Origin of the sequence: Niabella beijingensis (assembly GCF_020034665.1) — a bacterium.
Taxonomy (GTDB): domain Bacteria; phylum Bacteroidota; class Bacteroidia; order Chitinophagales; family Chitinophagaceae; genus Niabella; species Niabella beijingensis.
This window is the reverse complement of the sequence record NZ_JAIQDI010000002.1, coordinates 459,738-485,100: the sequence shown is the minus strand read 5'-3', so window position 1 is coordinate 485,100 and position 25,363 is coordinate 459,738. Positions and strand designations below refer to the sequence as shown.

The 25,363-nt window shown below is 45.4% G+C and carries 20 protein-coding genes; 16 read left to right on the top strand and 4 right to left on the bottom strand.

Going from position 1 to position 25,363, the window contains the following annotated elements; all coding sequences use genetic code 11:
- The first annotated feature begins 336 nt into the window (after positions 1-336).
- Positions 337-954: a YdeI/OmpD-associated family protein gene (locus K7B07_RS18110; RefSeq protein ID WP_223711939.1), complete on the top strand. Its 618-nt coding sequence runs from the start codon at positions 337-339 to the stop codon at positions 952-954.
- Positions 955-968: 14 nt separating this feature from the next.
- Here K7B07_RS18110 and K7B07_RS18105 read toward each other — a convergent pair whose 3' ends face one another.
- A complete protein-coding gene (locus K7B07_RS18105; protein WP_223711938.1) occupies positions 969-2,612 on the bottom strand; it encodes an ABC transporter substrate-binding protein in 1,644 nt (547 codons plus the stop codon).
- A gap of 38 nt (positions 2,613-2,650) precedes the next feature.
- Between K7B07_RS18105 and K7B07_RS18100 the strand changes: the two genes are divergently transcribed.
- Positions 2,651-4,309: a M1 family metallopeptidase gene (locus K7B07_RS18100; RefSeq protein ID WP_223711937.1), complete on the top strand. Its 1,659-nt coding sequence runs from the start codon at positions 2,651-2,653 to the stop codon at positions 4,307-4,309.
- A 9-nt stretch (positions 4,310-4,318) separates the two neighbouring features.
- A complete protein-coding gene (locus tag K7B07_RS18095; RefSeq protein ID WP_223711936.1) occupies positions 4,319-5,827 on the top strand; it encodes a lipopolysaccharide biosynthesis protein in 1,509 nt (502 codons plus the stop codon).
- A gap of 332 nt (positions 5,828-6,159) precedes the next feature.
- Here the strand turns inward: K7B07_RS18095 and K7B07_RS18090 are convergent, their stop codons facing one another.
- The gene (locus tag K7B07_RS18090; protein WP_223711935.1) at positions 6,160-6,918 is read right to left on the bottom strand and encodes a C40 family peptidase; all 759 of its coding nucleotides are present in this window, start codon (positions 6,916-6,918) and stop codon (positions 6,160-6,162) included.
- Positions 6,919-7,297: 379 nt separating this feature from the next.
- On the opposite strand from K7B07_RS18090, the gene dnaE reads away from it, so the two are divergent.
- Positions 7,298-10,969, top strand: coding sequence for a DNA polymerase III subunit alpha (gene dnaE / locus K7B07_RS18085; RefSeq protein WP_223711934.1), 3,672 nt, complete (start codon positions 7,298-7,300; stop codon positions 10,967-10,969).
- A gap of 517 nt (positions 10,970-11,486) precedes the next feature.
- Here the strand turns inward: dnaE and uvrA are convergent.
- A complete protein-coding gene (gene uvrA / locus K7B07_RS18080; RefSeq protein WP_223711933.1) occupies positions 11,487-14,321 on the bottom strand; it encodes an excinuclease ABC subunit UvrA in 2,835 nt (944 codons plus the stop codon).
- A 188-nt stretch (positions 14,322-14,509) separates the two neighbouring features.
- Here uvrA and K7B07_RS18075 point away from each other — a divergent pair, with 188 nt between their 5' ends.
- The 12 genes from K7B07_RS18075 to K7B07_RS18020 all read left to right on the top strand — a co-directional run bounded on the left by K7B07_RS18075 (position 14,510) and on the right by K7B07_RS18020 (position 22,418).
- Positions 14,510-15,244: a hypothetical protein gene (locus K7B07_RS18075; RefSeq protein ID WP_223711932.1), complete on the top strand. Its 735-nt coding sequence runs from the start codon at positions 14,510-14,512 to the stop codon at positions 15,242-15,244.
- A 152-nt stretch (positions 15,245-15,396) separates the two neighbouring features.
- Complete coding sequence (locus K7B07_RS18070) at positions 15,397-16,071, top strand: YiaD family glycine zipper/OmpA-like lipoprotein (RefSeq protein ID WP_223711931.1); 675 nt, start codon at positions 15,397-15,399, stop codon at positions 16,069-16,071.
- A 307-nt stretch (positions 16,072-16,378) separates the two neighbouring features.
- Entirely contained in the window at positions 16,379-17,707 is a 1,329-nt protein-coding gene (locus tag K7B07_RS18065; RefSeq protein WP_223711930.1) for a site-specific integrase, read from the top strand.
- A 560-nt stretch (positions 17,708-18,267) separates the two neighbouring features.
- Complete coding sequence (locus K7B07_RS18060) at positions 18,268-19,341, top strand: DUF932 domain-containing protein (protein WP_223711929.1); 1,074 nt, start codon at positions 18,268-18,270, stop codon at positions 19,339-19,341.
- Between the two features lie 53 nt (positions 19,342-19,394).
- Positions 19,395-19,802 carry a hypothetical protein gene (locus tag K7B07_RS18055; protein WP_223711928.1) on the top strand — a complete coding sequence of 136 codons (408 nt, stop codon included), beginning with the start codon at positions 19,395-19,397 and terminating at the stop codon, positions 19,800-19,802.
- A gap of 3 nt (positions 19,803-19,805) precedes the next feature.
- Positions 19,806-20,255, top strand: a complete 450-nt coding sequence (locus K7B07_RS18050; protein WP_223711927.1) for a hypothetical protein — start codon at positions 19,806-19,808, stop codon at positions 20,253-20,255.
- Between the two features lie 51 nt (positions 20,256-20,306).
- Positions 20,307-20,783 carry a hypothetical protein gene (locus tag K7B07_RS18045; RefSeq protein ID WP_223711926.1) on the top strand — a complete coding sequence of 159 codons (477 nt, stop codon included), beginning with the start codon at positions 20,307-20,309 and terminating at the stop codon, positions 20,781-20,783.
- Positions 20,784-20,801: 18 nt separating this feature from the next.
- Complete coding sequence (locus K7B07_RS18040; protein ID WP_223711925.1) at positions 20,802-21,134, top strand: hypothetical protein; 333 nt, start codon at positions 20,802-20,804, stop codon at positions 21,132-21,134.
- Positions 21,118-21,312 (top strand): 3-isopropylmalate dehydratase, encoded by a 195-nt coding sequence (locus K7B07_RS18035; protein WP_223711924.1) that lies wholly within the window; start codon positions 21,118-21,120, stop codon positions 21,310-21,312. The genes K7B07_RS18040 and K7B07_RS18035 overlap by 17 nt, the downstream gene beginning before the upstream one ends.
- Before the next feature lie 84 nt (positions 21,313-21,396).
- Positions 21,397-21,669, top strand: coding sequence for a molybdenum ABC transporter permease (locus K7B07_RS18030; RefSeq protein WP_223711923.1), 273 nt, complete (start codon positions 21,397-21,399; stop codon positions 21,667-21,669).
- Between the two features lie 165 nt (positions 21,670-21,834).
- The gene (locus K7B07_RS18025) at positions 21,835-22,125 is read left to right on the top strand and encodes a helix-turn-helix domain-containing protein (RefSeq protein WP_223711922.1); all 291 of its coding nucleotides are present in this window, start codon (positions 21,835-21,837) and stop codon (positions 22,123-22,125) included.
- Positions 22,122-22,418 (top strand): helix-turn-helix domain-containing protein, encoded by a 297-nt coding sequence (locus K7B07_RS18020; RefSeq protein ID WP_223711921.1) that lies wholly within the window; start codon positions 22,122-22,124, stop codon positions 22,416-22,418. Before K7B07_RS18025 ends, K7B07_RS18020 begins: the two co-directional genes overlap by 4 nt.
- On the opposite strand, the gene K7B07_RS18015 is transcribed toward K7B07_RS18020, so the two are convergent.
- Positions 22,415-25,357, bottom strand: coding sequence for a DNA polymerase III subunit alpha (locus K7B07_RS18015; RefSeq protein WP_223711920.1), 2,943 nt, complete (start codon positions 25,355-25,357; stop codon positions 22,415-22,417). The genes K7B07_RS18020 and K7B07_RS18015 overlap by 4 nt on opposite strands.
- Positions 25,358-25,363: the final 6 nt, after the last annotated feature.

Below are 25,363 nucleotides of genomic sequence, written 5' to 3'. Positions count from 1 at the left end.
GAAATTACCGAATCAGCGCCAAAAGATCAAAACTAATCACCGGGACTGGCGGAACACCCCTTCCCCAAGAAGCTTCCGGCCATTGAACCTGCAGGGACAGCCCTGTATCACCGCAGTATTTCCCCTGCCTGGTGGGCAGTTCTCCTGCTTTTATTTGCAGGACTTTTTTATTATCTTTCAATAAAGAAACAGCACAGGAAAAAACTCATCCTGTTGAAAAGACAACAAAGAGGGACGCAGGGTAAAAGACAGGAACACCTGCAATGATATACAGGAAGCTTTTGCCGGCAGTAACGACAACGGTGCTGGTACTGTACGTATTATAAAAAAGGGCTTATGGCAACCACAATACCTGAAGTGGACACTTATATTTCTGCGGCACCGCTTTTTGCACAGCCCGTTCTGTTGCATATCCGGAGGATCGTTCACAAGGCCGGAAAAGATATACAGGAAACGATCAAATGGTCCTGCCCTCACTTTGATTATAAAGGCAGGATCCTCTGCAGCATGGCCGCTTTTAAGCAGCATGCCTCGTTTAATTTCCGGCTGGGCAAAGAGATCTTGGTGCTGAAACCCTATCTCGTATTGGAGGGCACTCATAAAGCAATGGGGCAGCTGGGGCGGCTTACCAAAGTAAAAGATCTTCCGCCGGACAAGGTATTGCTACAGGCATTAAAAGAGGCCATGGTATTGATTGATGCGGGTACTTCCCTGAAGCAAACACCTGCAGGGAAAGCAGCAGCAATAGCTGTGCCCGGTTATTTTCAAAAAGCCCTGGCAAAAAATAAAACGGCAAAGGCTGTTTTTGAAAAGTTTGCGCCTTCCCACCGGAATGAATACCTGCAATGGATCATCGACGCCAAAACGGAAGCCACCCGTGAAAAGCGCATTGCTACCGCCCTGGAATGGATCGCCGAAGGCAAAAGCCGTAACTGGAAATACGAGCGCAGATAACTCTACAGAGCCGGTCAGCGGTCTTCGATCTTTATCCTCCGCAGTTCCAGCAGGTTCAGCGCGTTAGGCTGATAGCCTTTAATATTGGGCTGTACCAGCTGGATCACTTTATCATACCAAAGTGGTACCACGGGGGCATCATCTATGGCCAGCTGGTCGGCCTTCCTGTACAGGATATAGCGCAGGGAATCATTGGTCTCTTTTATTGCTGCTTCAAAAGCCGCATCAAAAGCCGGGTTCTTATAACGGGTATAATTGGGCGGTGCCGGGTTTTTTGAATAGAACACCGACAGATAATTTTCCGCATCCGGATAGTCAGCGATCCACCCACCGCGGAAAAAGGCAGCGCGGGAGCTTGCCGTCATTTCAAACAAAAGCGCTTTCTGCACCACCTCCACCTGTATCTTCATCCCGATCCCTTCCAGCTGCTTTGCAATAAAATTGGCGAAATCCGCATAAACGGAAATGGTGAGCAGCTTTATAACAGGCATTCCCCTTCCATTGGGAAACCCTGCTTCCTTTAATAAAACGGCCGCCTTCTCCGGATCATACCGGTATCCCTTTACGATCGAATCATTAAAGGAAGGAAGGCCTTTCGGAACAAAACCCGATTCTGCAGGTGTCCCCAATGAATTGCGCAGGTACAGGATCATCTTGTGCCGGTCGAAGCCGTAATTGATCGCCTGCCGTACTTTTTTAAACCGGAGCGGAGAATGTTTTACCAGTTCGTTTGAAGAATTCACCAGTATACCCAGGTATTCGATATTGAGATAAGGATTTGTTTTTAATACCAGCTTCCCCTCCCACTCTTTTTTCAGCGTGCCTTTTTTTGTAAGTACCTCATCTTTAAAACTCGGATCCAGTTCGTTTACAAAATCCAGGTGCCCCTGGCGCAGCAGCAGGAACTCTGTGGCACGGCTGTCTTTAAAACTGATCTTTATTCCGTCGATATACGGCAGCCGGTTGCCCGCGCTGTCGGTTTCAAAATAGTCGGGGTTCTTTTTAAACACCAGTCCCTGTCCTTCTTCCCAGGCAACGAACTGGAAAGGACCCGTACCCACCGGATGACTTCTGAAATCCACCCCATAGTGCTTCACCGCTTCCGGTGCCACCACAGAGCAATACTGCATGGACAGGATCCCCAGAACCGGCTGGTACGGACGTAATAGTTTTAGCCGGAATACAGAATCATTCAAGGCAGTAAACGGCCGCAGGGTATCTGCCTTTCCGTTAAAGATCCATGCCCCGGGACTTGCCACTGCCGGATCCAGTATGCGGTTCAGACTGAAGACCACATCCGATGCTATCATTTTCCGGCCCCGGGACCCGGGAAAAACGGGATCGTCGTGAAAACGCACATCCTGTCTTAAATAAAAAGTATAGGTAAGTTTATCATCCGAGATTTCCCAGTGTGTTGCCAGTGAAGGTTTGATATTGAGACTGTCATCCACTTCCACCAGGGTATTGAACAACTGGTGGGCCGGCCACATGGTAGACTGGTTTTTTGCAAAGGCGGGATCCAGCGAAGCAATACCGGTGTACTCATTGTACCGGAATATTTTCCGCTGGTCACCGGTCTTATCACTGCAGCCTGCTACACAAATACAAAGAAATAGTAAAAAGGATAACCGGTAATGATATTGTCGCGTCATTTTCATCTTGAACGTTTAAATTTACAATTCAAACCAGTTCGGTAATGATTTTTGCGAAAAATATTATTAAAACAGCCTGCTGCCTGTTGCTGATCACCGGTAACTTACAGGCACAGCTTTTAAATCATCAGGAAAAAACAACCCGGCAGGACAGTCTCAGGGGCAGCTACGGAGCCGGCAGGGACTGGTGGAATGTGCTCCGTTATGAGATTCAGCTCAAGGTAAATATAGCGCAGCAGTCGGTCAGCGGATACAATGATATCACTTATACCGTTATAAAAAATTCGGGAGGTCCGTTACAGATCGATCTCCAGCAGCCGATGGAGATCGAAAAGGTGGAGGACCGGGATACCCGCAGGTCCATTCCTTTTAAAAGAGAGGGCAATGTATTCTGGCTGAACACCGGCAAGGCCGTTGTCAATAAAACAAAGACGCTGCGGGTGTATTTCCGGGGGAATCCCATTGTTGCCCAAACGCCCCCCTGGGATGGGGGCTGGATCTTCACAAAGGATTCCCTGAACCGCCCCTGGATCAGCACGGCCACCCAGGGTATCGGTGCCAGCACCTGGCTCCCCTGTAAAGATCACCAGGCCGATGAGCCGGACAAAGGCATAACCGTTACCATCAACGTGCCGGATGAGCTTACAGCGGTAAGCAATGGGCGCCTGACCTCCAAAACAGCGAACGGAGATGGCACCACTGCCTGGAAATGGACGGTGACCCAGCCCATTAACACCTACCTGATCACGCCTTATATCGGTCACTACGTAAACTTTAATGATACCCTGCAGGGAGAAAAAGGAACGCTGGATATCGGCTACTGGGTGCTGGATTATAACCTGCCCAGGGCCCGGAAACATTTTGAGATTGTAAAACCCATGCTGCATTGTTTCGAGTACTGGATGGGGCCTTACCCGTTTTATGAGGACAGTTATAAACTGGTGGATGCGCCTCATCTTGGAATGGAGCACCAGAGCGGAGTTGCATATGGCAACAGATACCTGAATGGTTACCTGGGCAACGACCGGTCCGGAACCGGATGGGGCAGCGACTGGGATTTTATCATTGTACATGAAAGCGGGCATGAATGGTTTGCCAATAATATTACCACCAGGGATATTGCCGATATGTGGGTACACGAGGCCTTTACCACCTATTCGGAGACCCTCTTTGTACAATGCCGCCACGGGCTGCAAGCCGCAAATGCTTATGTTGCCGGCCAGCGGAAAAACATCCGTAACGACAAACCGATCACCGGCCCCTATGGAGTAAATAAGGAAGGCAGCAGTGATATGTATGATAAAGGTGCCAGCATGATCCACATCATCCGGCAACTGATAAACGACGACAGCAAGTTCCGCAACCTGCTGCGGGGCCTCAACAGGGATTTTTACCACCAGACAGTAACAGGAAAGCAGATCGAAAATTACATCCTGCAAAAAACCGGAAAGCCCCTTCAAAAGATCTTTGATCAGTACCTGCGCAGCACTTCCATTCCCGTGCTTACCTATTCGCTCAGCAGCGGCAAGGTGCGGTATAAATGGACCAATTGCGTACCGGGCTTTAATATGCCGGTGCAGCTGGCAAACGGACAATGGCTTAACCCCGGAATGCAATACCGGGAAGCGCCGCTGAATATTCTAAAAAACGACACGCTTGATATAAGTCCCAATTTCTATATCAGGGTGGAAAAAGCTTCTTAATCCGGTTCCATGAGTGTACAAATCAGGAAACACAGTATTATTTCGTCTGTTGTCATTTATTTTGGCTTTCTTATTGGCGCGCTTAATAATTTCTTTTTTACAAAAGACGGTTTTTTCACAGGTACAGAATACGGACTGACAAGCGGTTTCTTTGTACCGGCCGCTACCTTTATGATGTCGTTTGCCTGTTTGGGAATGCCTTCCTACATCTATAAATTCTATCCCTACTATAACGACCGGCTTCCTCCCAAAAAAAATGATATGCTGACGATCAGCCTGATTGCCGGTGCTATCGGGTTTCTGATGGTACTTGCTATTGGAATCGGTTTTAAATGGCTGTTTGAGCAGAAGTTTTCCTCGGAGTCTCCGATGGCAGTCGATTTTTATTACTGGATGTTCCCTTTCGGGTTTGGTCTTACGATCTTTTCCATACTGGAAGCCTACACCTGGAACCTTAGAAAGTCGATTCTTACCAATTTCTTGAGGGAAGTATTATTCCGGCTGGTTACCACCGCCCTTATCTGCCTTTTTATTTTTAAGATCATCCCGAGCTTTGCCAGCTTTATAAAACTGTACTCTTTCGGCTATATTTTTATTGCACTGGTGCTGTTGATTTATCTCATTATAAAAAAGAAAATTTTCCTCACGTTTAAAATCAGCTCGGTTACAAAAAAATTTTCAAAAAACATTCTTCGTTTCCTGCTCTTTGTTTATCCCGGATCCCTGATCCTTAACCTTTCCATGGTTTTTGACTCATTTGTCATTTCCTCTGTTTCCAAACAAGGATTGCAGGGACTGGCCATTTATACCTTTGCACAATACCTTACCAGTCTCATACAGGCGCCCCAGCGCGGCATCCAGGCTTCTGCAACGCCTTTTATTGCACAGGCGTGGAAAGACAAAAATATCCGTCAGATACAAAGTATCTATCAGCGTTCCTCTATCAATATGCTGATTTTTGCCTGCCTCCTTTTTGTGCTGGTGTGGGCAAATTTCAGTGAAGCTATAAAAACATTGGGACTGCAAGCGGAACTGATAAGTGGCGTAAACGTATTCCTGCTGCTGGGAATTACCAAGATCATCGACCTTGGCACCGGGGTGAATGCCTCTATCATCGGAACATCTAAGTACTGGAAATTTGAACTCACCAGCGGCATCATATTGTTATTGCTGATGCTTCCGCTAAACTATTATCTGGCAAAAAAAATGGACATCTTCGGCCCGGCACTGGCCAACCTGATCTCAGTGATGATTTACAACGGAGTCCGGATCCTGTTCCTCTGGAGGAAATTCCGGTTGTTCCCGTTTACGATAAGATCCTTATACACCATTATTTTGAGCGCAACTGTTTACATTATTTCCTGGCTGTTGTTCCGGAACCTGCACGGCTTTGCCGGGTTATTTGCGCGCAGCATTTTTATACTGGCAGCGGTGATAGGTGGTGTTTACTGGCTGAAACTCACACCGGACCTGCAACCGGTGCTGGAGTCGCTCCGGAAACGGATCAAGCGGCGTTAAGCGGGATACCGGAATTGAGCTGCGGTTGTTTTATAGAAAATGCCCCCTTTCCCGAAGAACCGTATGCGTCAGGATAAGAAGCCTTTATCCGGCAGCGGCTCCTTTACAATTTATTAAATAAAAACGGGTGCAGCGCTCTAACTGCAAACATTAGCTTGATGCACATGCAGTCACCGGGCCTGCCTAACAAAGGAACTTTTTGATCAATCCCATACTGAAAATGGAGCACCGGGTATTCACGGGCTGTTGGGACAATCTTCCCTCCAGGCAGCCACAATAAAAAAGTGCCTCCCGCGGGGGAAGCACTTCTTAGTTATTGAAAGTAGCCGATATTAATTACTTGCACCGGAAGAGCCATCGTTGTTATGCGCCAGGTACTCGCTGTTACCGGCTTCAACACGGCCTGCGCCGATAAAACGCGATATATAATACGTCTCATACAGATCACTGATCGTTACCCCCTTGCTGGTGGAAGCATGAACAAATTTGTTATTGCCCAGGTACATTCCCACATGAGAAACACCGCCTGTTGTATTAAAGAACACCAGGTCCCCCTCTTTCAGTTCCGTCGCTGAAATCTTACGGGCCTTTCCATACTGTTCCCGCGCTGTCCTGGGAAGTTCAATGCCGTAAGCTCCCCGGTACATTTCCCGGGTAAAGGCGCTGCAGTCAATACCATATTTACTGGTTCCGCCATACTGGTAACGCGTACCATACCAGTCATCCATGGTTTCCAGCAGGTCGTTATTGATAATTGAATTGGGTAATACATTTAAGATCGCGGCATATTTTTTCTGCAGTTCAGAAGCTGGTGCTGTCCGCGGCAGCAGGATCGCTGCATGCACGGCCTTTACATCCTTAACCTCGCTGGAAGCGATCGTTTTTTCAATACGCTCCATGCGTGTATCGGATTTCGAATTCCTGGGAGAGATCGTTACCTGCTCCATATAAGCATTTGAGGGAGCTGGTTCTTTTTGAGCAGCGTTTTGTTCCTTGCCGGATTCATTCCTGTTTGAAGCAAAAAATTTAGAAGCGGTCGAGCAGCTAGCCATCAGAACCATCACACTAAATCCAGTCAATATATGTCTCAAAATGCTGTTTTTAAACTTTTTACCAAATACAAGAATCTAAACTATGATGTTCTTAAATTCCAGTTTACAATTATAGTTAAACGCGGATAAAACCGGTTTATTGCCCGTAATACACATTTTTTAAAAATATATTTATAAAACTTTCATTATAAATAAAATTTAATACATACAGCAAACCGTTGCAGCCTTGCAAACAATCACTTGTTAGTTTTAAAACCAAACCCTGAGCCTGATTGTTTTAGTGACAGGGTGTGCATAAATTTATCCCTGTTCTTTTACTGTTTTTATGCATTTTAGCAGCCGGAAGCCACACACTACGTTGTGGGCCTGACCCGGTATACCTGTTAAACCTGTTTGGCGGAAGGTAAAAAGATACAACATGAAATTCTCGCATTTACACGTACATACACAATATTCCCTGCTGGATGGAGCGGCCCCCATCGGCTCCCTTTATAAAAAAGCCATTGCAGACGGTATGCCCGCCCTGGCGATCAGTGATCACGGAAATATGTTCGGGGTATTCCAGTTTGTGGCGGAAGCATACAAGCACCTGGATGAAAACGGGAAACCAAAAGTAAAACCCGTTGTCGGTTGTGAATTCTACCTCGTAGAAAACCGGCATGAAAAGACCTTTACAAAGGAAAAGAAGGATAAACGCTATCATCAGATCCTCCTGGCCAAGAACGAGCAGGGATACCGGAATCTTACCAAACTTACTTCTCTCGGGTTTATAGAAGGATTATATGGTAAATATCCGCGTATCGATAAGGAACTGATCCTGCAATACCACGAAGGACTGATCGCCACCACCTGTTGTCTGGGGGCCTCCGTTCCCCAGGCGATCCTGCGCAAAGGAGAAGCAGAAGCGGAACAGGAATTTAAATGGTGGCTGGATCTTTTCGGAGAGGACTTTTATGTGGAGCTCCAGCGTCATGGCATCGGTGACCAGGAAAAGGTAAACGAGGTTCTGATCCGCTTTGCGGCAAAATATAAGGTACCCATCATTGCCAGCAACGATTCTCATTATGTAGAGCAGGACGATTTTAATGCGCACGATATCCTGCTTTGTATCAATACGGGTGAAAAGCAGTCCACACCAGCATTCCGGGGCGACTTTGCCGACGATGATGTAAACATGAAAAACATGCGCTTCGCCTTTGCCAACGATCAGTTCTATTTTAAGAACACGGAGGAAATGAGCAAGCTGTTCCATGATATCCCGGAAGCCATTGACAATACCAACGCTATTGTTGATAAAATTGAGCTGCTGGACCTGAAGCGCAGTATCCTGCTGCCCAACTTCCCCATACCCGGTGATTTCCGGCTTCATACCGAAGATGAAAAAACGGACAAAGGGGTCGTTTCTGCCGATTCACTCAACCAGTGGGAATACCTCCGGCACCTGACCTACGAAGGAGCACAACAACGGTATGGAGTGATGCCCGACAGTACCAAAGAACGCATCGACTTTGAATTGTTCACCATCAAAACCATGGGGTTTGCCGGGTACTTCCTGATCGTAAGTGATTTTATCAAAGCAGGCCGCGACAGCGGTGTGTTCATCGGACCCGGCCGGGGCTCCGCCGCGGGTTCTGTGGTGGCATATTGTATCGGTATCACCAATATCGATCCCATAAAGTACAATCTCCTGTTTGAGCGTTTCCTCAACCCCGACCGTAAATCGATGCCGGATATCGATACCGACTTCGATGATGAAGGCCGCCAGCGGGTGATCGACTATGTGGTTCAAAAATATGGCAAGAACCAGGTGGCACAGATCATTACCTATGGTACCATGGCCGCCAAAATGAGTATCAAAGATGTGGCACGGGTAATGGATCTCCCGCTACCGGACTCCAACGCCCTGGCAAAACTGGTTCCGGAAAAGCCCGGCATCTCGTTAAAACGGGTATTGCATGCGCCTCTTTCGCCAAAAGCCGGTGAAAAATCGCTGATCGAAAAAGAAGGGCTGGGTGCCGATGATATTGAGAATGTAAAACGCATCCGCGATATCTATAACGGCGATGACCTTCAGGCCAAGGTATTGCATGAAGCAGAGATCCTGGAAGGATCGGTACGTAATACCGGCATCCACGCGGCGGGGATCATCATTGCCCCCAGGGACCTTACCGAACTGATACCAGTGAGCACCGCCAGGGACTCCGATCTCTGGGTGACCCAGATCGAAGGCAGTGTGATCGAAGAAGCCGGTGTTATCAAAATGGACTTCCTGGGGTTAAAGACCCTTACCATCATAAAGGATGCGCTAAAACTCATCAGGCAAAACCACAATCTTGACATTGTCATTGACGATATACCGCTGGATGATGAAAAGACCTATGAGCTTTATCAGAAAGGCGAAACCAATGCCACCTTCCAATTTGAAAGTGCGGGTATGCAAAAATACCTGCGGGAACTGAAACCCGACCGCTTTGATGACCTCATTGCCATGAACGCCCTGTACCGGCCGGGTCCGCTGGCTTATATCCCCGATTATATCGAACGGAAGCACGGCCGCCAGGAAGTAGCCTTTGACCTTCCGGAAATGGAAGACGATCTGAAGGATACCTATGGTATTACCGTATACCAGGAGCAGGTGATGCTGCTGAGCCAGAAACTGGCGGGCTTTAGCAAGGGGGATGCCGACGTACTGCGGAAGGCCATGGGTAAAAAGCAAAAAGCGGTGCTGGATAAAATGAAAAAACAGTTTGTGGACGGAGCCGTACAGAAGGGGCATCCGCAGGACAAACTGGATAAGATATGGACCGACTGGGAGGCTTTTGCGCAATACGCGTTCAACAAATCGCATGCTACCTGTTACGCTTTCGTGGCCTACCAGACCGCCTATCTCAAAGCCCACTACCCCAGCGAGTACATGGCGGGCGTACTGAACAACGCCGGTTCACTGGAAAAGATCACTTTCTTTATGGAAGAGTGTAAACGTATGGGACTGCCGGTACTTGGTCCGGATATCAATGAATCCCAGAAAGGATTTGCGGTAAACAAAAAGGGCGAGATCCGCTTTGGTCTGGGTGGATTAAAAGGCGTGGGTGAAGCCGCAGTGGAAAGTCTGATCCTGGAACGGGATGAGAACGGGGCGTATACCTCTATCTTCGATATGATCAAGCGCGTGAACCAGCGCACCGTAAATAAGAAAACACTGGAAAGCCTGGCCTATGCCGGCGCCTTTGATTGTTTTACAGACCTGCACCGTGCCCAGTATTTTTATGTTCCCCAGGGGGATATGACCAATGGTCTAGAAAAGATCGTCAAATACGGGCAGGTGTGCCAGGCCCAGGCACAAACCTCTACCAATACCCTCTTTGGTGATCTTGCAGAAGTGATGGAGGTCCAGGTACCGAAAATACCGGACTGTACACCCTGGCCGCTGGTTGTACAACTCGATCATGAAAAACTGGTAACGGGTATCTTTATCAGCGGGCATCCGCTGGATGACTACCGGTTTGAAATGGAACATTACGGTATCTCCAAGATCTCTTATATCAACGAATACAAAACACAGGAAAAAGAAAAGATCAGTTCGGCCGCTAATTTTAAGATCATGGGACTGGTATCGGATGCACAGCACCGGATCTCCAGGACGGGAAATAAATTCGGAAGTTTTATTATTGAAGACTACAGCGGAAAGCTGGACCTGGTGCTATTTTCAGAGGATTATATGAAATACGCCCCGATGCTGCAACTGGGCGCCACCGTATATATGACCGGTTACTTCAAGCAACGCTTCAACGGGGATTTTGATTTCAAAATTTCATCGATCTGTCTGGCAGAGAGCGTAATGAAGAACCAGACCAAAAATCTGAAAATAGAATTGCCCGTGGAAGAGGTCACAAAGGAGGCCGTGGAATTCATTCATACCAATCTGAAAGAACATAAAGGGCCCAGTACCTTAAAGCTTTCCATAAAAGACCCTGCAGAGGACATTACGGTTGATCTGCTGACGCGGGGCAAGGGCTTTGAAATGAACCAGGAACTGATCGCATACCTGGCACAGCAACCCAACTGGAATGTGGCAGTGGAACTGAATTAGGATTATAGGAACCGCCACCATACAGACATAAAAAACATTAAGGCATTAAGGATTCATTAAGCATTAAAAAACTTAACGACCCTTAACTCCTTAATGGTTCAACTACAGGGTAACCCCATCATACAAATGCAAAAAACCATTAAGGCATTAAGGATTCATTAAGCATCAAAAACTTAACGACCCTTAACTCCTTAATGGTTAAAACTACCGGGTAACCCCATCATACAAATACTAAAAACATTAAGGCATTCAGGAGCCATTAAGCATTAAAAAACTTAACGACCCTTAACTCCTTAATGGTTCAAACTACCGGGTAACCCCATCATACAAATACAAAAAACATTAAGGCATTCAGGAGCCATTAAGCACCAAAAAACTTAACGTCCCTTCACTCCTTAATGGTTCAACTACCGGGTAACCCCATCATACAAATACTAAAAACATTAAGGCATTCAGGAGCCATTAAGCATTAAAAAAACTTAACGACCCTTAACTCCTTAATGGTTAAAAAAAACCATTACAGTTCCCCCTTAAGGTAATACCCTGTATAACTTTCTTTGCATTTCACCAGCGCTTCCGGTGTTCCTTCAAACAGGATCTCTCCACCACCATCCCCTCCTTCAGGTCCCAGGTCGATGATATGGTCCGCTACCTTGATCACATCCATATTGTGTTCGATTACCAGCACCGTGTTGCCCTTATCCACCAGCTTGTTCAGCACCTGCAACAGATGTTTGATGTCTTCAAAATGCAAACCCGTGGTGGGTTCATCCAGGATATAAAATGTTTTACCGGTATCTTTTTTGGACAGCTCCGTGCTCAGCTTCACCCGCTGGGCCTCGCCCCCGCTGAGGGTTACAGCGCTTTGCCCCAGGGTGATATAGCCCAGACCCACATCCTGCAGGGTCTTTATTTTCCGGTAAATGGACGGCACTGCCTGAAAAAATTCCACGGCATCATCCACGGTCATATCCAGCACATCCGAAATGGATTTTCCCTTATACCGGATCTCCAGGGTTTCACGGTTGTACCGTTTGCCATTGCATTTCTCGCAGGGCACATACACATCGGGCAGAAAGTTCATTTCGATCACCCGCATTCCGCCGCCTTCACACACATCACAGCGGCCGGTCTTTACGTTAAACGAGAACCGTCCGGCATTATATCCGCGGATCTTTGCTTCCGGAACAGCTGCAAACAGCGTGCGGATATCTGTAAAGAAACCACAGTAGGTGGCCGGGTTGCTTCGCGGTGTACGTCCGATGGGTGACTGATCGATCTCCACTACTTTGTCAACATGCTCCAATCCCTTTATCGATTTGTATTCCATGGGCGCTTTCTTGGAATGATAAGCATGCTGCGACAGGATCGGATACAATGTTTCATTGATCAGGGTCGATTTGCCGCTGCCGCTTACACCCGTTACCACGATCATCTTCCCCAGGGGAAATACCACGCTCACATTTTTAAGGTTATTACCTGCAGCACCTTTCAGCTCCAGCTTTTTCCCGTTGCCCTTGCGACGCTCAGCGGGTGTTTCGATCTTCAAATGACCATTAAGGTACCCGGCAGTGATCGTGTCCAGTTTCAGGATCTCTTTAGGAGCACCCTTGGCCACCACACGGCCGCCATGATAGCCCGCCTTGGGACCGATATCGATCAGGTAATCCGCCGCCAGCATAATGTCTTTATCATGCTCCACCACCAGCACGCTGTTGCCGATATCGCGCAGGTTCTGCAATGAGGTGATAAGACGGTGATTGTCCCGCTGGTGCAGCCCGATGGACGGTTCATCCAGGATATAGGTGATCCCCTGCAGTTGTGAGCCGATCTGGGTTGCCAGGCGGATACGCTGCGATTCGCCCCCGCTCAGCGTACGCGAAGGCCGGTACAGCGTCAGGTAGGTAAGACCCACATCCAGCAGGAATTGCAGCCGTTCCCGGATCTCTTTTAAAATATCCTTTGCGATCGCATTTTGTTTTTTTGACAACCGTGTTTCGATCCCTTTCAGCCAGTCGCCCAGTTTATCCAGGTTCAGATTGCTCAGCTCGGCAATATTTTTCTTATCTACTTTAAACCACAGGCTTTCTTTTTTCAGCCGTGCTCCATCACAGGAAGGACAGGCTTTCAGCATCATAAACTGTTCCACCCATTCCCGCAACCACTCTGAGGTTTGTGTTGAAAAGAACCAGCGTTTCAGCATGGGAATAATACCTTCATAACTCCCCGTATAAAGATCCGGGATCGAGTCGTCTGAGCCATCGAGATCGAGCGCGCGGTTAGCATCGCCGTCTCCGTAAAGCAACAGGTCCAGCTGTGCCGCAGGCAGCTCGCTGATCGGCTTGGCCAGACTGATCTTATGTTTTTTTGCAAAGCCTACCACCTGCTGGTACACACTGGCATTGCGTTCTTCACCCAGAGGTGCGATTCCGCCTTCACTGATGCTCCGCTTCCGGTCGGGCAGCACTGCATCCATATCGATGGCATAAGCGGTCCCGATCCCCTTGCAATAGGGACAGGCTCCGTAAGGCGAGTTAAAGGAGAATGAATTCGGAGAAGGTTCTTCATAGCTGATGCCGGTGTCCTCACACATCAGCTGTTTGCTGTATTGTACCGGTGTAGCGGTCTGGTCTACCAGCAGGAACATCAGTTCTTTTCCCAGCTTCAGCGCAGCCTGCACGCTCTGACTGAGCCTTGCCCTGGATGCCGGGTTTACCTCCAGCCGGTCCACCACTATTTCGATATCGTGTATCTTATAACGGTCTACCTGCATCTTGGCAGTAATATCTTTTATTTCACCGTCCACCCGCACTTTCAGGAATCCTTTTTTACGGATATCCTCGAACAATTCCCGGTAATGCCCCTTACGTCCGCGTACTACCGGGGCAAGGAGGTTTATCTTCTGATTCCGGAACCGCCCGTAGATATTTTCAACGATCTCCTCCTCACTCCATTTCACCATCCGTTTCCCGGTATTATAGGAATAGGCCTCTCCCACCCGTGCAAACAGCAGGCGGAAAAAATCATACACTTCCGTGATGGTTCCCACCGTAGAGCGGGGATTCTTATTGGTGGTCTTCTGTTCAATGGAAATAACGGGCGATAAACCCGTGATCTTATCCACATCCGGCCGCTCCATATCGCCGATAAACTGACGGGCATAGGCCCCGAAGGTTTCCATATAACGGCGTTGCCCCTCGGAATAGATGGTATCAAAGGCGAGGGAGGATTTTCCGCTGCCGCTGATCCCTGTAATCACTACCAATTCGTTTTTGGGAATGTCGATGTCAATATTCTTCAAATTGTGCACCCGGGCCCCGGACACTTCAATTACTTCATTTTCAGGTTTCAATTGTATATGATATTTGGAATGATGCTAAAAATAGACTACAAATATACTAACCCGTTGCCCAGCCTCAAAACACCTTATAAATCATAAGCAAAAATTAAAATATATATTTTTCGGGGCAAACACCCGGTTTGGCATAATAATTTCAGTAGACAGGGTAATTTGAATCACTTTTTAAATTAAACGTATTTATGAAAAAGAGGTCGTTCTTTACATTCTTCCTGGCAATTGCTATCACTATGGTAACATTTGCCCAAACAGCATCTACTCCTGAAGTACCTAAAAACTATAAACCACAGCCCAAAGAATTATTACCCATGCCGGATTCCATGACCGAAAATGAGATCTTTCCGGTGCTGGGAACATTTGACGTAACCGATCCAAAAGGTACCACATCCCATTTAACAATAACCAGGGATACAGAAAATAAAGGAATTGTATGGGTTAGCGGACTTCTCCAGGGCAAATTTAAAGCGCTGATCAAGGATGCACCTGCAACTTATAAGATCCCTGTGCAAAAGACCCTGGCCAATGATGATGCAGCTGATGCAGCAATGGAAGTAACCGATGAGGCTACAGACAAAAAGACCAAAAGCAAAGTGGTAAGCGGCCGTTCCATCCAGGAAGGTACCCTGATATATGATAAAGATGCCAATGCCATCTACATCAACATCGGAAACAAGTACAACGAGGAGGAGCCGACGGCTGTATTTCCTGAAATGACCGCACCGGCCGAAGACGTGGCTATGGCGGCAGATAGCACCGCTGTGATCGCTGATGCGGCTCAGAAACCCAAAAAAGCCCCTAAAAAACCGGTGATCAAAGGCACCACCTACACCGGAACAAAAACAGATGTGGCGGCTCAGCCTGCCGAAGCGGCACCTGCTGAACCTGCACCTACGGAAGCAGCACCGGAACAAAATTAATCCGGATCAATTAAAAATGTTAAAATCAAAGGGTTGTCCTGTTTCAGGCAACCCTTTTTCGTGTAAACAGGTCTTTAACTGCGTACTGCCAGATTTTCAAAATACGTTTTGGCATATTATTTGGCAAAGCATGAATATCAAAAGAATATAAAATGAAACAACTGAGAAATTTATCAATGGCAATCGCATTAACCGGTTTAACCCTTGCTGGTTGCGACTCCATGAACCGGACTCAAAAAGGGGCGATCATCGGTACAGGTGGTGGCGCTGCAATGGGAGCTGTAATCGGTAAGGCCGCGGGTAACGCAGGTCTTGGTGCCATTATCGGTGCTGCCGTGGGCGGCGTAACAGGTACCATCATCGGAAAGAAAATGGACAAACAGGCGGAGGAAATCAAACAACAGGTACCAGGCGCAAAAGTGGAGCGTGTGGGTGAAGGTATCACTGTCGAATTCAACAGTGCAGTGTTGTTCGGTTTCGACCAGTCGTCCCTGTCAGGTGCTGCCCAGAACACATTAAATGATCTGATCACCATTTTAAATAAGTACCCGGATACGGACCTGGAGATCCAGGGACACACCGACAATACCGGTACGGCCAAATACAACCAGGCCCTGTCTGAAAGAAGAGCCTCAAGCGTTGCCAATTATCTGGGATCCCACAGTATCTCGCTGGAGCGTATGACCACCAAAGGTTATGGTTTTAGTGTTCCGAAATATTCCAACGATACCCCGGATGGCCGGGCACAGAACCGTCGTGTGGAATTCATTATTTCTGCAAACGAAAAAATGAAAGCCGACGCAGAAACAGAAGCAAAGAAAGGATAATAATATCCTCGTATAAATTCATTCATTAAACCTCTATTTTTTATGAAAAAAATAACGACAAAAAGTAAAAATAAGCAAAACGGCGAAGTTCGCTAAAAAACAGTGGTTTATAACACGTGGGTCTAAAATTGGAAGTCTCTGTACTTAGGTTTTTGGGCTTGAAAAGACAAGGTTAGGTTACTAAATCGTTACTGGTTACACCCTAACCAACCCTAATATAACTGATTATATTTCAGTCTTTTGCACTTCTTTTCATCTTTCCTTGTAACTCATTGAAATTTAATTTTAAACATTAAACAATTGAGTTATGGAACAGGCGAAAAGGTCAACGTTTAAGCTGCTTTTCTATCTAAAGAAAAACGAGCCGAAGAAGAACGGCGCAGTTGCAATTATGGGGCGCATCACCATTGATGGAACCCCTGCATCATTCAGCACCAAGCTGGAAATTCACCCCGACCATTGGGATTTGAAGTATGGACGTGTGTTAGGCAGGAGCAATCAGGCTGTAACCCTGAATGGCAAGCTGGATAAAATACGGACACGTATAGATAAGATTTACGAGGACATGATGAAAGACGAGGGCTTTGCTACCGCCGATAAGGTAAAGCTAACGTTTCTCGGTGTCGGGGTAATGGATGACGCTATCCTAAAGGTCTTCAAACAAGAGAACAAGGATTTTGAAAAAATGGTGGAGAAAGGCGAAAGGTCGGCAAGCACATACGCCAAGTACAAAAAAGTTTACGAACACCTTACGGAGTTCATCAAACTACGCTACCATCGGGAGGATATGGCTTTCCGGGAATTGAAGTCTGACTTTATCCGTGAGTTTGACTTCTTTTTGAGGATAGACAAGGAATGTACCCATAATACGGTTTGGGTTTATACAATGCCAGTTATCGCATTGGCTAAACTGGCGGTCAAATGTAAGCTGATACGTGATAATCCTTTTGAGGATTACGAAATCAGCATGGAGGAAACCGACCGTAGCTATCTCTTAAAAGAGGATGTAGAAAAGCTCATGCTTTTAAAGCCGTCTAAAAGTAAATATGAACTTGTAAAAGACCTCTTTATTTTCAGTTGCTTCACAGGACTTTCCTATATTGATATTAAAAAGCTGAAATGGAGTAATATTCAAAATTTCTTTGACGGGCATCAATGGATTATTAGCCGGAGGAAAAAATCCGACGTTGCTTCCAATGTCCGGCTTATGGAAATCCCTAAACGCATCATTGAAAAGTACAGAGGTGTTACCCGTAACGATTTTATATTTCCCGTTCCATCCAATTCAACCTGTAATGTCCACGTAAGAAAACTTATGGAGGAAGCAGGTATTGTTACCGAACAAAAAATATCGTTCCACACAGCCCGTCATACATTTGCTACGATGTTCTTAACCGAGGGTGTACCTCTTGAAAGCCTTAGCAAAATGATGGGACACAAGCATATTACCACCACGCAGATTTACGCTAAAATCACCAGCCAAAAAATCAGTAAGGATATGGATTTGGTTTCTCCAAAATTTGCAGCTATGGAAAACGCATTTGTTGCCATGCAAGCGGAGGCTGCTACGCAGGAGGAAACAGTTACCAATGTCAAAGTAATTGTTGATGAACAGGAGTTGGAATATGCCGTGTAACGTTTGCAGCTTTATCATTTAACCAAGAGCAGGATTTAATAATCCTGCTTTTTTTATGCCCTTTGTTTTGGGTTTATCTCCGCTATTATTTTCCAAAATCCAAGTGGCTTCCAAAGCCACGCACATCTAAAAATGGAGTTTAGAAATCCAATGTGATGGGAATGAAATTTCAATCCCATTTAGAACCTTTTACCAATGCAATCTTCATTACTTCCACGCATTTTTTTTACCCAATGAGCCTGTATGCGTTTTGTCCCGTTGTCAAGAGCAAAGGTTGGACGTGTTCTTAACGGAGGCAAAAGGTCATGCAAGTTTGAAAAAAAATCTCCACCCGTTGGGTAAGTATTTTTTCCCAAAACCTTGTGCCTCCTAAACACTAACCTCAACTGCTCGTGAAACGAAACATAGCATACTCCGGCTCCTTAAACGAATAAAAAAAATGTCAGGTATGAAGATTAACAGCATTGGAAAAGGTAACGAAACGAAACAGCACCTCCCCACCATACCGAATAAATCTCAAAAAAATTCAATTCAAACAATCACTAAAAAAGTAAAAAATCATGGCACACAATCTTAATTTCAACAGCAGAACCGGACGTTATTCATTCTTTAGCGTAAAGGAAAAAGCATGGCACAACTTAGGGCAAATCATCGAGGAATACCCAACAAGTGCGGAAGCCATCAAACATGCAGGGCTTGACTATGAGGTCGTAAAAAGTCCGTTGTTTACCACAGGCTCAAACATCATCGAAACCGCACAGGGCATCGAGATAGCAGACAGCCAGTTACACGTACCTAACTACTTCGCCAATATCAGAACCGATAACAATGCAGTATTAGGCGTAGTGGGCAAAGACTACCATATCGTACAGAACCGGGAAGCCTTTAATTTCTTTGATGCAATCGTAGGCGGTGGTGATGGTATCTTATACGAGACAGCAGGAGCATTAGGACAGGGCGAACGTATTTTCATTACTGCAAAGCTGCCTGACTATATCCGTGTAGGCAACGGGGATGATGTAACCGAAAAATACATTTTCTTGACTACTTCGCATGACGGTAGCGGAAGTATTACCGCAGCGTTTACACCTATTCGCATCGTTTGCCAAAACACCTTAAACGCATCACTCCGCACCATGAGCAATGTGGTACGCATTAAGCACACAGCAGGCGCAAAACAACGCCTTGACAACGCTCACAAGGTAATGGGATTAGCGAACACCCTAAGCAATCAGTTAGAGGGCATTTTCAACCAATGGGCAAAAGTTCAGGTATCGGACAGGGAAGTTAGAAAGCTGATACAGCTTGCGCTTTGCCCAAATAAGGAAACGCTTGACCTAATTAAAAAGGGTGCTGAAGATGATGTTTCTACCGTGTTTAAAAATATCGTAGATGATGCCTTGGCATACGCTATGACCAGCGACACGCAACAGATGAACACCACTAAAGGCACATTGTTCGGGGCGTACAATGCTGTTACAGGCTACTTTCAGAATGTAAGAAACTACAAAGACGATGAAGCCAAATTACAAAGCATTGTAATGGGTGGTACTGCACAGCTAAAGACCCAAAAAGCCTTTGACCTGTGTACCTCATTCGAGAAAATCGGAGCAGACGTATTTCAACTTAATTAATTAACCAAAGGCGACTGCCTGCAATGGTGGTCGCCTTTAAAAAAATCAATACAATGAGAGCATTAAAAGAAATGAACAACGTAGAACGGGCGTATTTGCTGGCAAAGCTATTCCCCGACACCCTAAAAGAATTGACCGTTTTTGTACAAGAGGAAACGGAACGTTTCAGAGCGCAGGAGGAATATATGCGCAGTATTTGGGCAGACAAGACCCTGATAACCGCAGATTTTTGGTTTGGCTTAGTAGGCAATACCGAACAGATATTAAAGCGGTACAACGTAATGCTACACCGCAGCTTGCGGGTATTTTCCGACCAGCTTTTTGACGGCTACAATGCGATATTCCTTACAAACTGCCTGATAGAATATGCAGAGAGGGAAAATTGCGGCAGCAAGTTAAAAGAGGCAATACACCTGCTTTTTGGACATGAAAAAATGATTGTAACAGACATAAACAAATAAGACATGAAAAATAAAATCTCATTCAGCATTGAAACCCTGCTATTTGGTATAGAAAACCCTAAAGGTGCTATTGAGCAGGTATTGTTTGCCAAAATGATGGCAGAACACGAGGGTATGCCCTATTGCAACCGCCTTGCAAAGTTGACTTTTACAGACCCTACCGTTAACAAGGCTTTACCCGGTGCGGTTCCTTTAGATGAAACGCTTATAATCGGCTATGAGGGTTGGAGCGATAACACACTGCATCTATGTATAAGAAGCGGGAGAAGCGCATGTAAAATTGCAACAGGCAGTTTTCCAAATCGTGAAATAGAAATATATAACGATTACCGACACGCAATCATATTGCAAAAACTTTCCGACAAGGATATAAAGGAAATTTTCAACCATGTATGGGATAACATGGAGTTGATACAACCAAACCCAAAACCCCTTAAAGAAGATTGGGAATAAAAACCACAGACGACCGTCTGCAATGACGGTTGCCTTAATAATCCAAAAGCAATGGGAAAACCGTACACACCTGAAAGACTGGCTTCTATTCGCAGGATGCGAAAGGCAAGACGGCTATACAAGAAAGAGCCGCTATTTGCCTACGATATTCTTAGCAAGGAACACCCAAGTTATACTCCTGATGATTTTTGGGAAGACCTACGGTATCGTACAAAGCCGAAGCGCAGAAAAGCCAAATCGCCGCTAATCAGATATGGGAGGTTTAGGCGCATGGAACAGCTTAACGAAATGTACAGGGCAACCGAAAATACCGACTACGCTTTAAAGGCTCAACAGTTGCGTAGAAATATGACGAAACCATATAGGATGCTACTAAAAGTTGAGGGTAAGGTATGGGAGTACAGTTTTTCGGCATTGATACGGATTGAAGAAATAGAACGGTTATCAAAAGAATTGTCCGGGTGTAAGACTTTAAACGATGTTGAGGCACATATAGAACAATTCAGGAAGACCGCTCATATAGGTTAAACAAATAATAATAAAACGATGAAACGTAGAAACGACAAATACAACAATCATTTATTGAAGTCCTATGAGACGGTTATGGACTTCGCTTTCAGGAAAATGGTATATGCCACCAGCGTGTACAGTGCCATTGAAAAAGGTAAAATCATTCCTGACGTGGTAGGTACTTCTAAAACGGTAATGATTGACCTAAGAAAGTACGGAGCCTATAAATTTCAGGTACGCAATCCTGATAAATCGGCGATGATACGCTGGTATCTAAGCGTAGGCTATGAAATAAAAGAGAAGAAAGCACAACGAAAAGCACAAGCAATACTTAATCAAAAAATCAAAGACAATGAAAATAAGAAATAACAAAGGGCAATGGATTGAGGTTACAGACCTTAATAAAGCCATTCGGCAGGCAGGTTGGTACAAAACATACCAGCACAACCCGCCCGTAGAAAGCGACAAAGAACGGCAGGCATATTGGGCAGATATGCACGAGAAATTAAAAGCATTAAAAACAAAAAAGTTTACCCAAGTTGGGTAGTTTTCTTCATGCACCCGATATTTATAAATTGTATTTTTGTTTATAGCGGAGCGGATATTGTACTAAATTTTAAACGGTAGAATTATGGCATCATCATTAGTTATAGGAATAATATTTTTGGTAGCAGGCTTAGGTTTGCGTTATTGGATTAACCGCAGGAGATTTTACAGGCGTAGCCCCACCGGAGCAGAGGGGTTTTCCAGTTATGAAAAAAAAGTAGCCATTAAATTTGTCGAAAAAGTTGGCAAATGGGTGGCGTATGCCTTAATTATTTTCGGGCTGTTATCCTTATGGGTGTATTCCCGTGAGAAAAAGGAAATAGCTGCCAAAAACATAGAGGTTCAGAAACCACAATAAAGAAATAAACATACAATCTTATAACGGTACAGGTCTATACAGGCTTGTACCGTTTTCTTTTGCGCCAAACCTTACCACTCAAAGCCAAACACACACCCAAATAAGATACGCCTTAATACCTTTCCTAATTTCCATTTCTGACGTGAAAAAAGTGAGGAAAGGAATATGGAAGTAATTGCGATACCGAAGTCTGTTCTAAAGGAAATGACCGCAGAACTGGACGAACTGTTACAGCTTGCCACCAACGCAAGCGAAGCCTATATAGGCATTTTTAATGAAGAACGTTGGCTCGATAATCAGGAGGTGTGCCTAATGCTCGGCATTTCCAAACGCACCCTGCAATCCTATAAAGACAAAGGGCTATTGCCTTTTTCAAAATTGAACCGGAAGAATTATTACAAATTCTCGGACGTACAGCATTTGCTTGCTTCCGATGCTGAAACCGAAAACAAATGAGTATGGAACTTTTTGATAGCGATGCAGAGGAAATCGCCTACTATAAAAGCAAGTTTGAGGAATTGCGCAACCGCTTGGAACTGATACTAAAAAACTACCGTCCTGTAATGAACGGAGAAGTTTATTTATCGGGCGAAGACCTGTGCAAGCTGTTACATATCAGCAAGCGCACATTGCAACAATACCGGGATGACAATATCCTACCATTCATTCAGATAGGTGGTAAGATAATTTATAAGGAAAGTGATATTCTGGCGATTTTGGAGCAGAACTATACCAGCACTAAAGTTTAAACACTTCGTGGGTCGGGTTTGATTGGCATCATGGCACAACGATGTACCTCTATTGCCGGACATCCGTAATCAACAACAACTTTGCCCTCGATAAGATATAACCCTTTCCCACGGAGCGGGGATTTATGCAGGCTTTGCGGAAAGTGTATCGTGTCTATAAAGTCTCCGTCTATATCTATGAAAGTACCGAATTTCATAATTGTTCCGGTCTTTGTCCGCACCGTTTTGTGTGTTACCAAATGGGCAACAACCCTGACAACCTGCCCACGAAAGGAAGCTAATGTTTTTGCCGAAGCATTCCCCCGATAATCGGACTTGGCAAGGTCAAAAATACTACCCGAAACAGGAAACCCCATTAGCTCAATTTCATCATACAGATTTTCTAAGTCATCCGTTACGAACACGGGCAATTGCGGCTTTTCGGCACTATTAAAAAACAGTTGACCAACCTGCGTATTATGGGCAGCCCTGCTTTTGTTCAGTAGCAAATGAGCCTCCCAAAGCAATTCTTTTTTACCTGCTCCCAAAAAGCGGAACGCACCGCAACGTATAAGGATTATAATCTGCTCCAATCCTGCACCCGTTCGCAAATTAAAGTTTTCCAAACTCAAATATTCCCCGTTACGTTTCCGTTCTTCGGGGATAAGCTGCGCCAGTTCGCTTTCGAGGTTCAACAGGCAGTCAAATCCCAAATAAATATCGCTCCCCACAATGGAGGTATCAAACGCACTTTTGTTCACACAGGGCAAACAGATATTTCCCCCTGCTTTCTTTACCTCATTGATATAAACCTCCCGTGAATAAAAACCGCCGTAATTATTCAACACGCTTACCATAAATTCAAGCGGGTAGTAAGTCTTCAGGAACAAACTTTGATAGCTTTCTACCGCAAAGGATGCACTATGAGCCTTGTTGAAGCTGTACCCGGCGAAAGACTGCATCTGCCGCCAAACCTCTTTGGCAACGTGTTCGGGATAGCCTTTCTCCCGGCAATTGCTATTGTATTTATCTTCAATTTCTGCCAAATGGTTTACGTTACGGTATTTCCCGCTCATCATCCTGCGAAGTACATCGGCATCCGCTAAATCCAAACCACCGAAGTGATGACCAATTTTCATTACGTCCTCCTGGTACACCATAATGCCGTAAGTGTCCTCTAATTGTTCCTTGAATGCCGGGTGGATGTAGTCAACCTTTTCAGGGTTCAAATGCCTGTCAATGTATGCCTGCATCATTCCTGAACTTGCTACACCGGGGCGAATAATGGAACTCGCAGCCACCAACGTCAAATAATTATCACATTGCAGTTTGCTGATAAGCTGCCGCATTGCCGGACTTTCGATGTAGAAGCAGCCAACGGTATTTGCAGACCGCAATTGCGCCGCAATTACCGGGTCATTAAAAAAGCGTTTGGGGTCGGACGTATCTACCGTTTCGCCCTTATTCAATCGAATAATTTCCCGGCAATCTTTGATATGCCCGATACCTCTTTGTGATAGTATATCAAACTTCTCAAAGCCAATATCTTCTGCCACATACATATCATACTGTACCGTAGGCAATCCCTTTGGTGGGTAATCCAGTGCGGAATAACACGTGAGTGGCTTGTCAGAAATCAAAACCCCCGAAGCGTGTATCGTCCGTTGGTTAGGGAAATCTGCCATCTGATTGTAAACGGACAGGATTGTATTGGTTACCTCATTTTTATTGAGCATACTTTCAGGCTCATTTACAAGGCGGTCAATTTCGCTTTTTGGCAGTCCGTAAACCTTGCCTAACTCCCTGATGATGGAACGGTCACGGAACGTACTCATTGCTCCCATAAGGGCTGTATATTCGCTTTGATACCGCTTAAAAATGTAGTCGTACATTTCGTCCCGGTCACGCCATGAAAAATCTATATCAAAATCCGGTGGGCTTTTCCTTTTCGGGTTTAAGAAGCGTTCAAAATAAAGGTTCAGTTCAATGGGGCAAACGTCCGTAATTCCCAAACAGTACGCAACGATACTGTTTGCACCGCTACCTCTACCCACGTAATGAAAGTTACGGTTTCTCGCATAGCGGCATATATCATCCGTGATTAAGAAATAACTGGAAAAGTTAAGGTTGTCTATTATATCCAGTTCCTTTAATACACGCTCTTTAGCCTGTTTATTATCCGCACCGTATCGTTTGGCAAAACCATCAACAGCATATTTGTACAATAGCTGTTTATCATCGTACCTATTCCCTGTAAATGTTTTCCGGTTCTTACTGCCTTCAAAGTCAAAATCAAAGCTGCAATCCGCTAATAAATGTCCCGTGTTTTCTATCAGCTTTGGTACAGGATTGTAAGCGTTTAAGAGTTCTGTCCTGCTAATGAAAAATTCGGTTTCCTTTCCGATTTGCGCCGCCGATAATTGAGAGATAAGGATATTGTTGTCAATAGCACGTAACTGTTTATGCAATTGAAAATCTGCCTGTCTGAATGAAACAGGCTGTAAAATTACGTAGCGTTCCCAACGCTGTTTAGGTGCAACAATAAACCTGTTTACTTCCTGCGGACGAATGCCGATGTATTCGTTATCCTTTAATTCGCTTTCTTTGACCGCACCAAAAGGATAAACGATAGATACGTGCCGAAATTCGGGCGCAATATTTGGCAATGCTGACTTGGAACGGTTGGCATGGGTCATTAAGTCGTTCAGTTCTTTAAAACCCTTTTCGTTTTTGGCAATCCCTACATACAACAATTGGTTGTCGTTCCTGAACTCCATTCCAGCCAGTCCATTTATCCCTGCTTCACGGCATTGCTTTATAAAATCGAGTGTTGCCGATGAATTGTTAATGTCCGTTAATACCGCCGTATCATAACCATAGGTACGGAGGTTTTCAACGAGCGTCCCAATGCTCATTGTCCCATACCTCAAACTAAAATAGCTGTGCAAATTAATTAACATACCGAA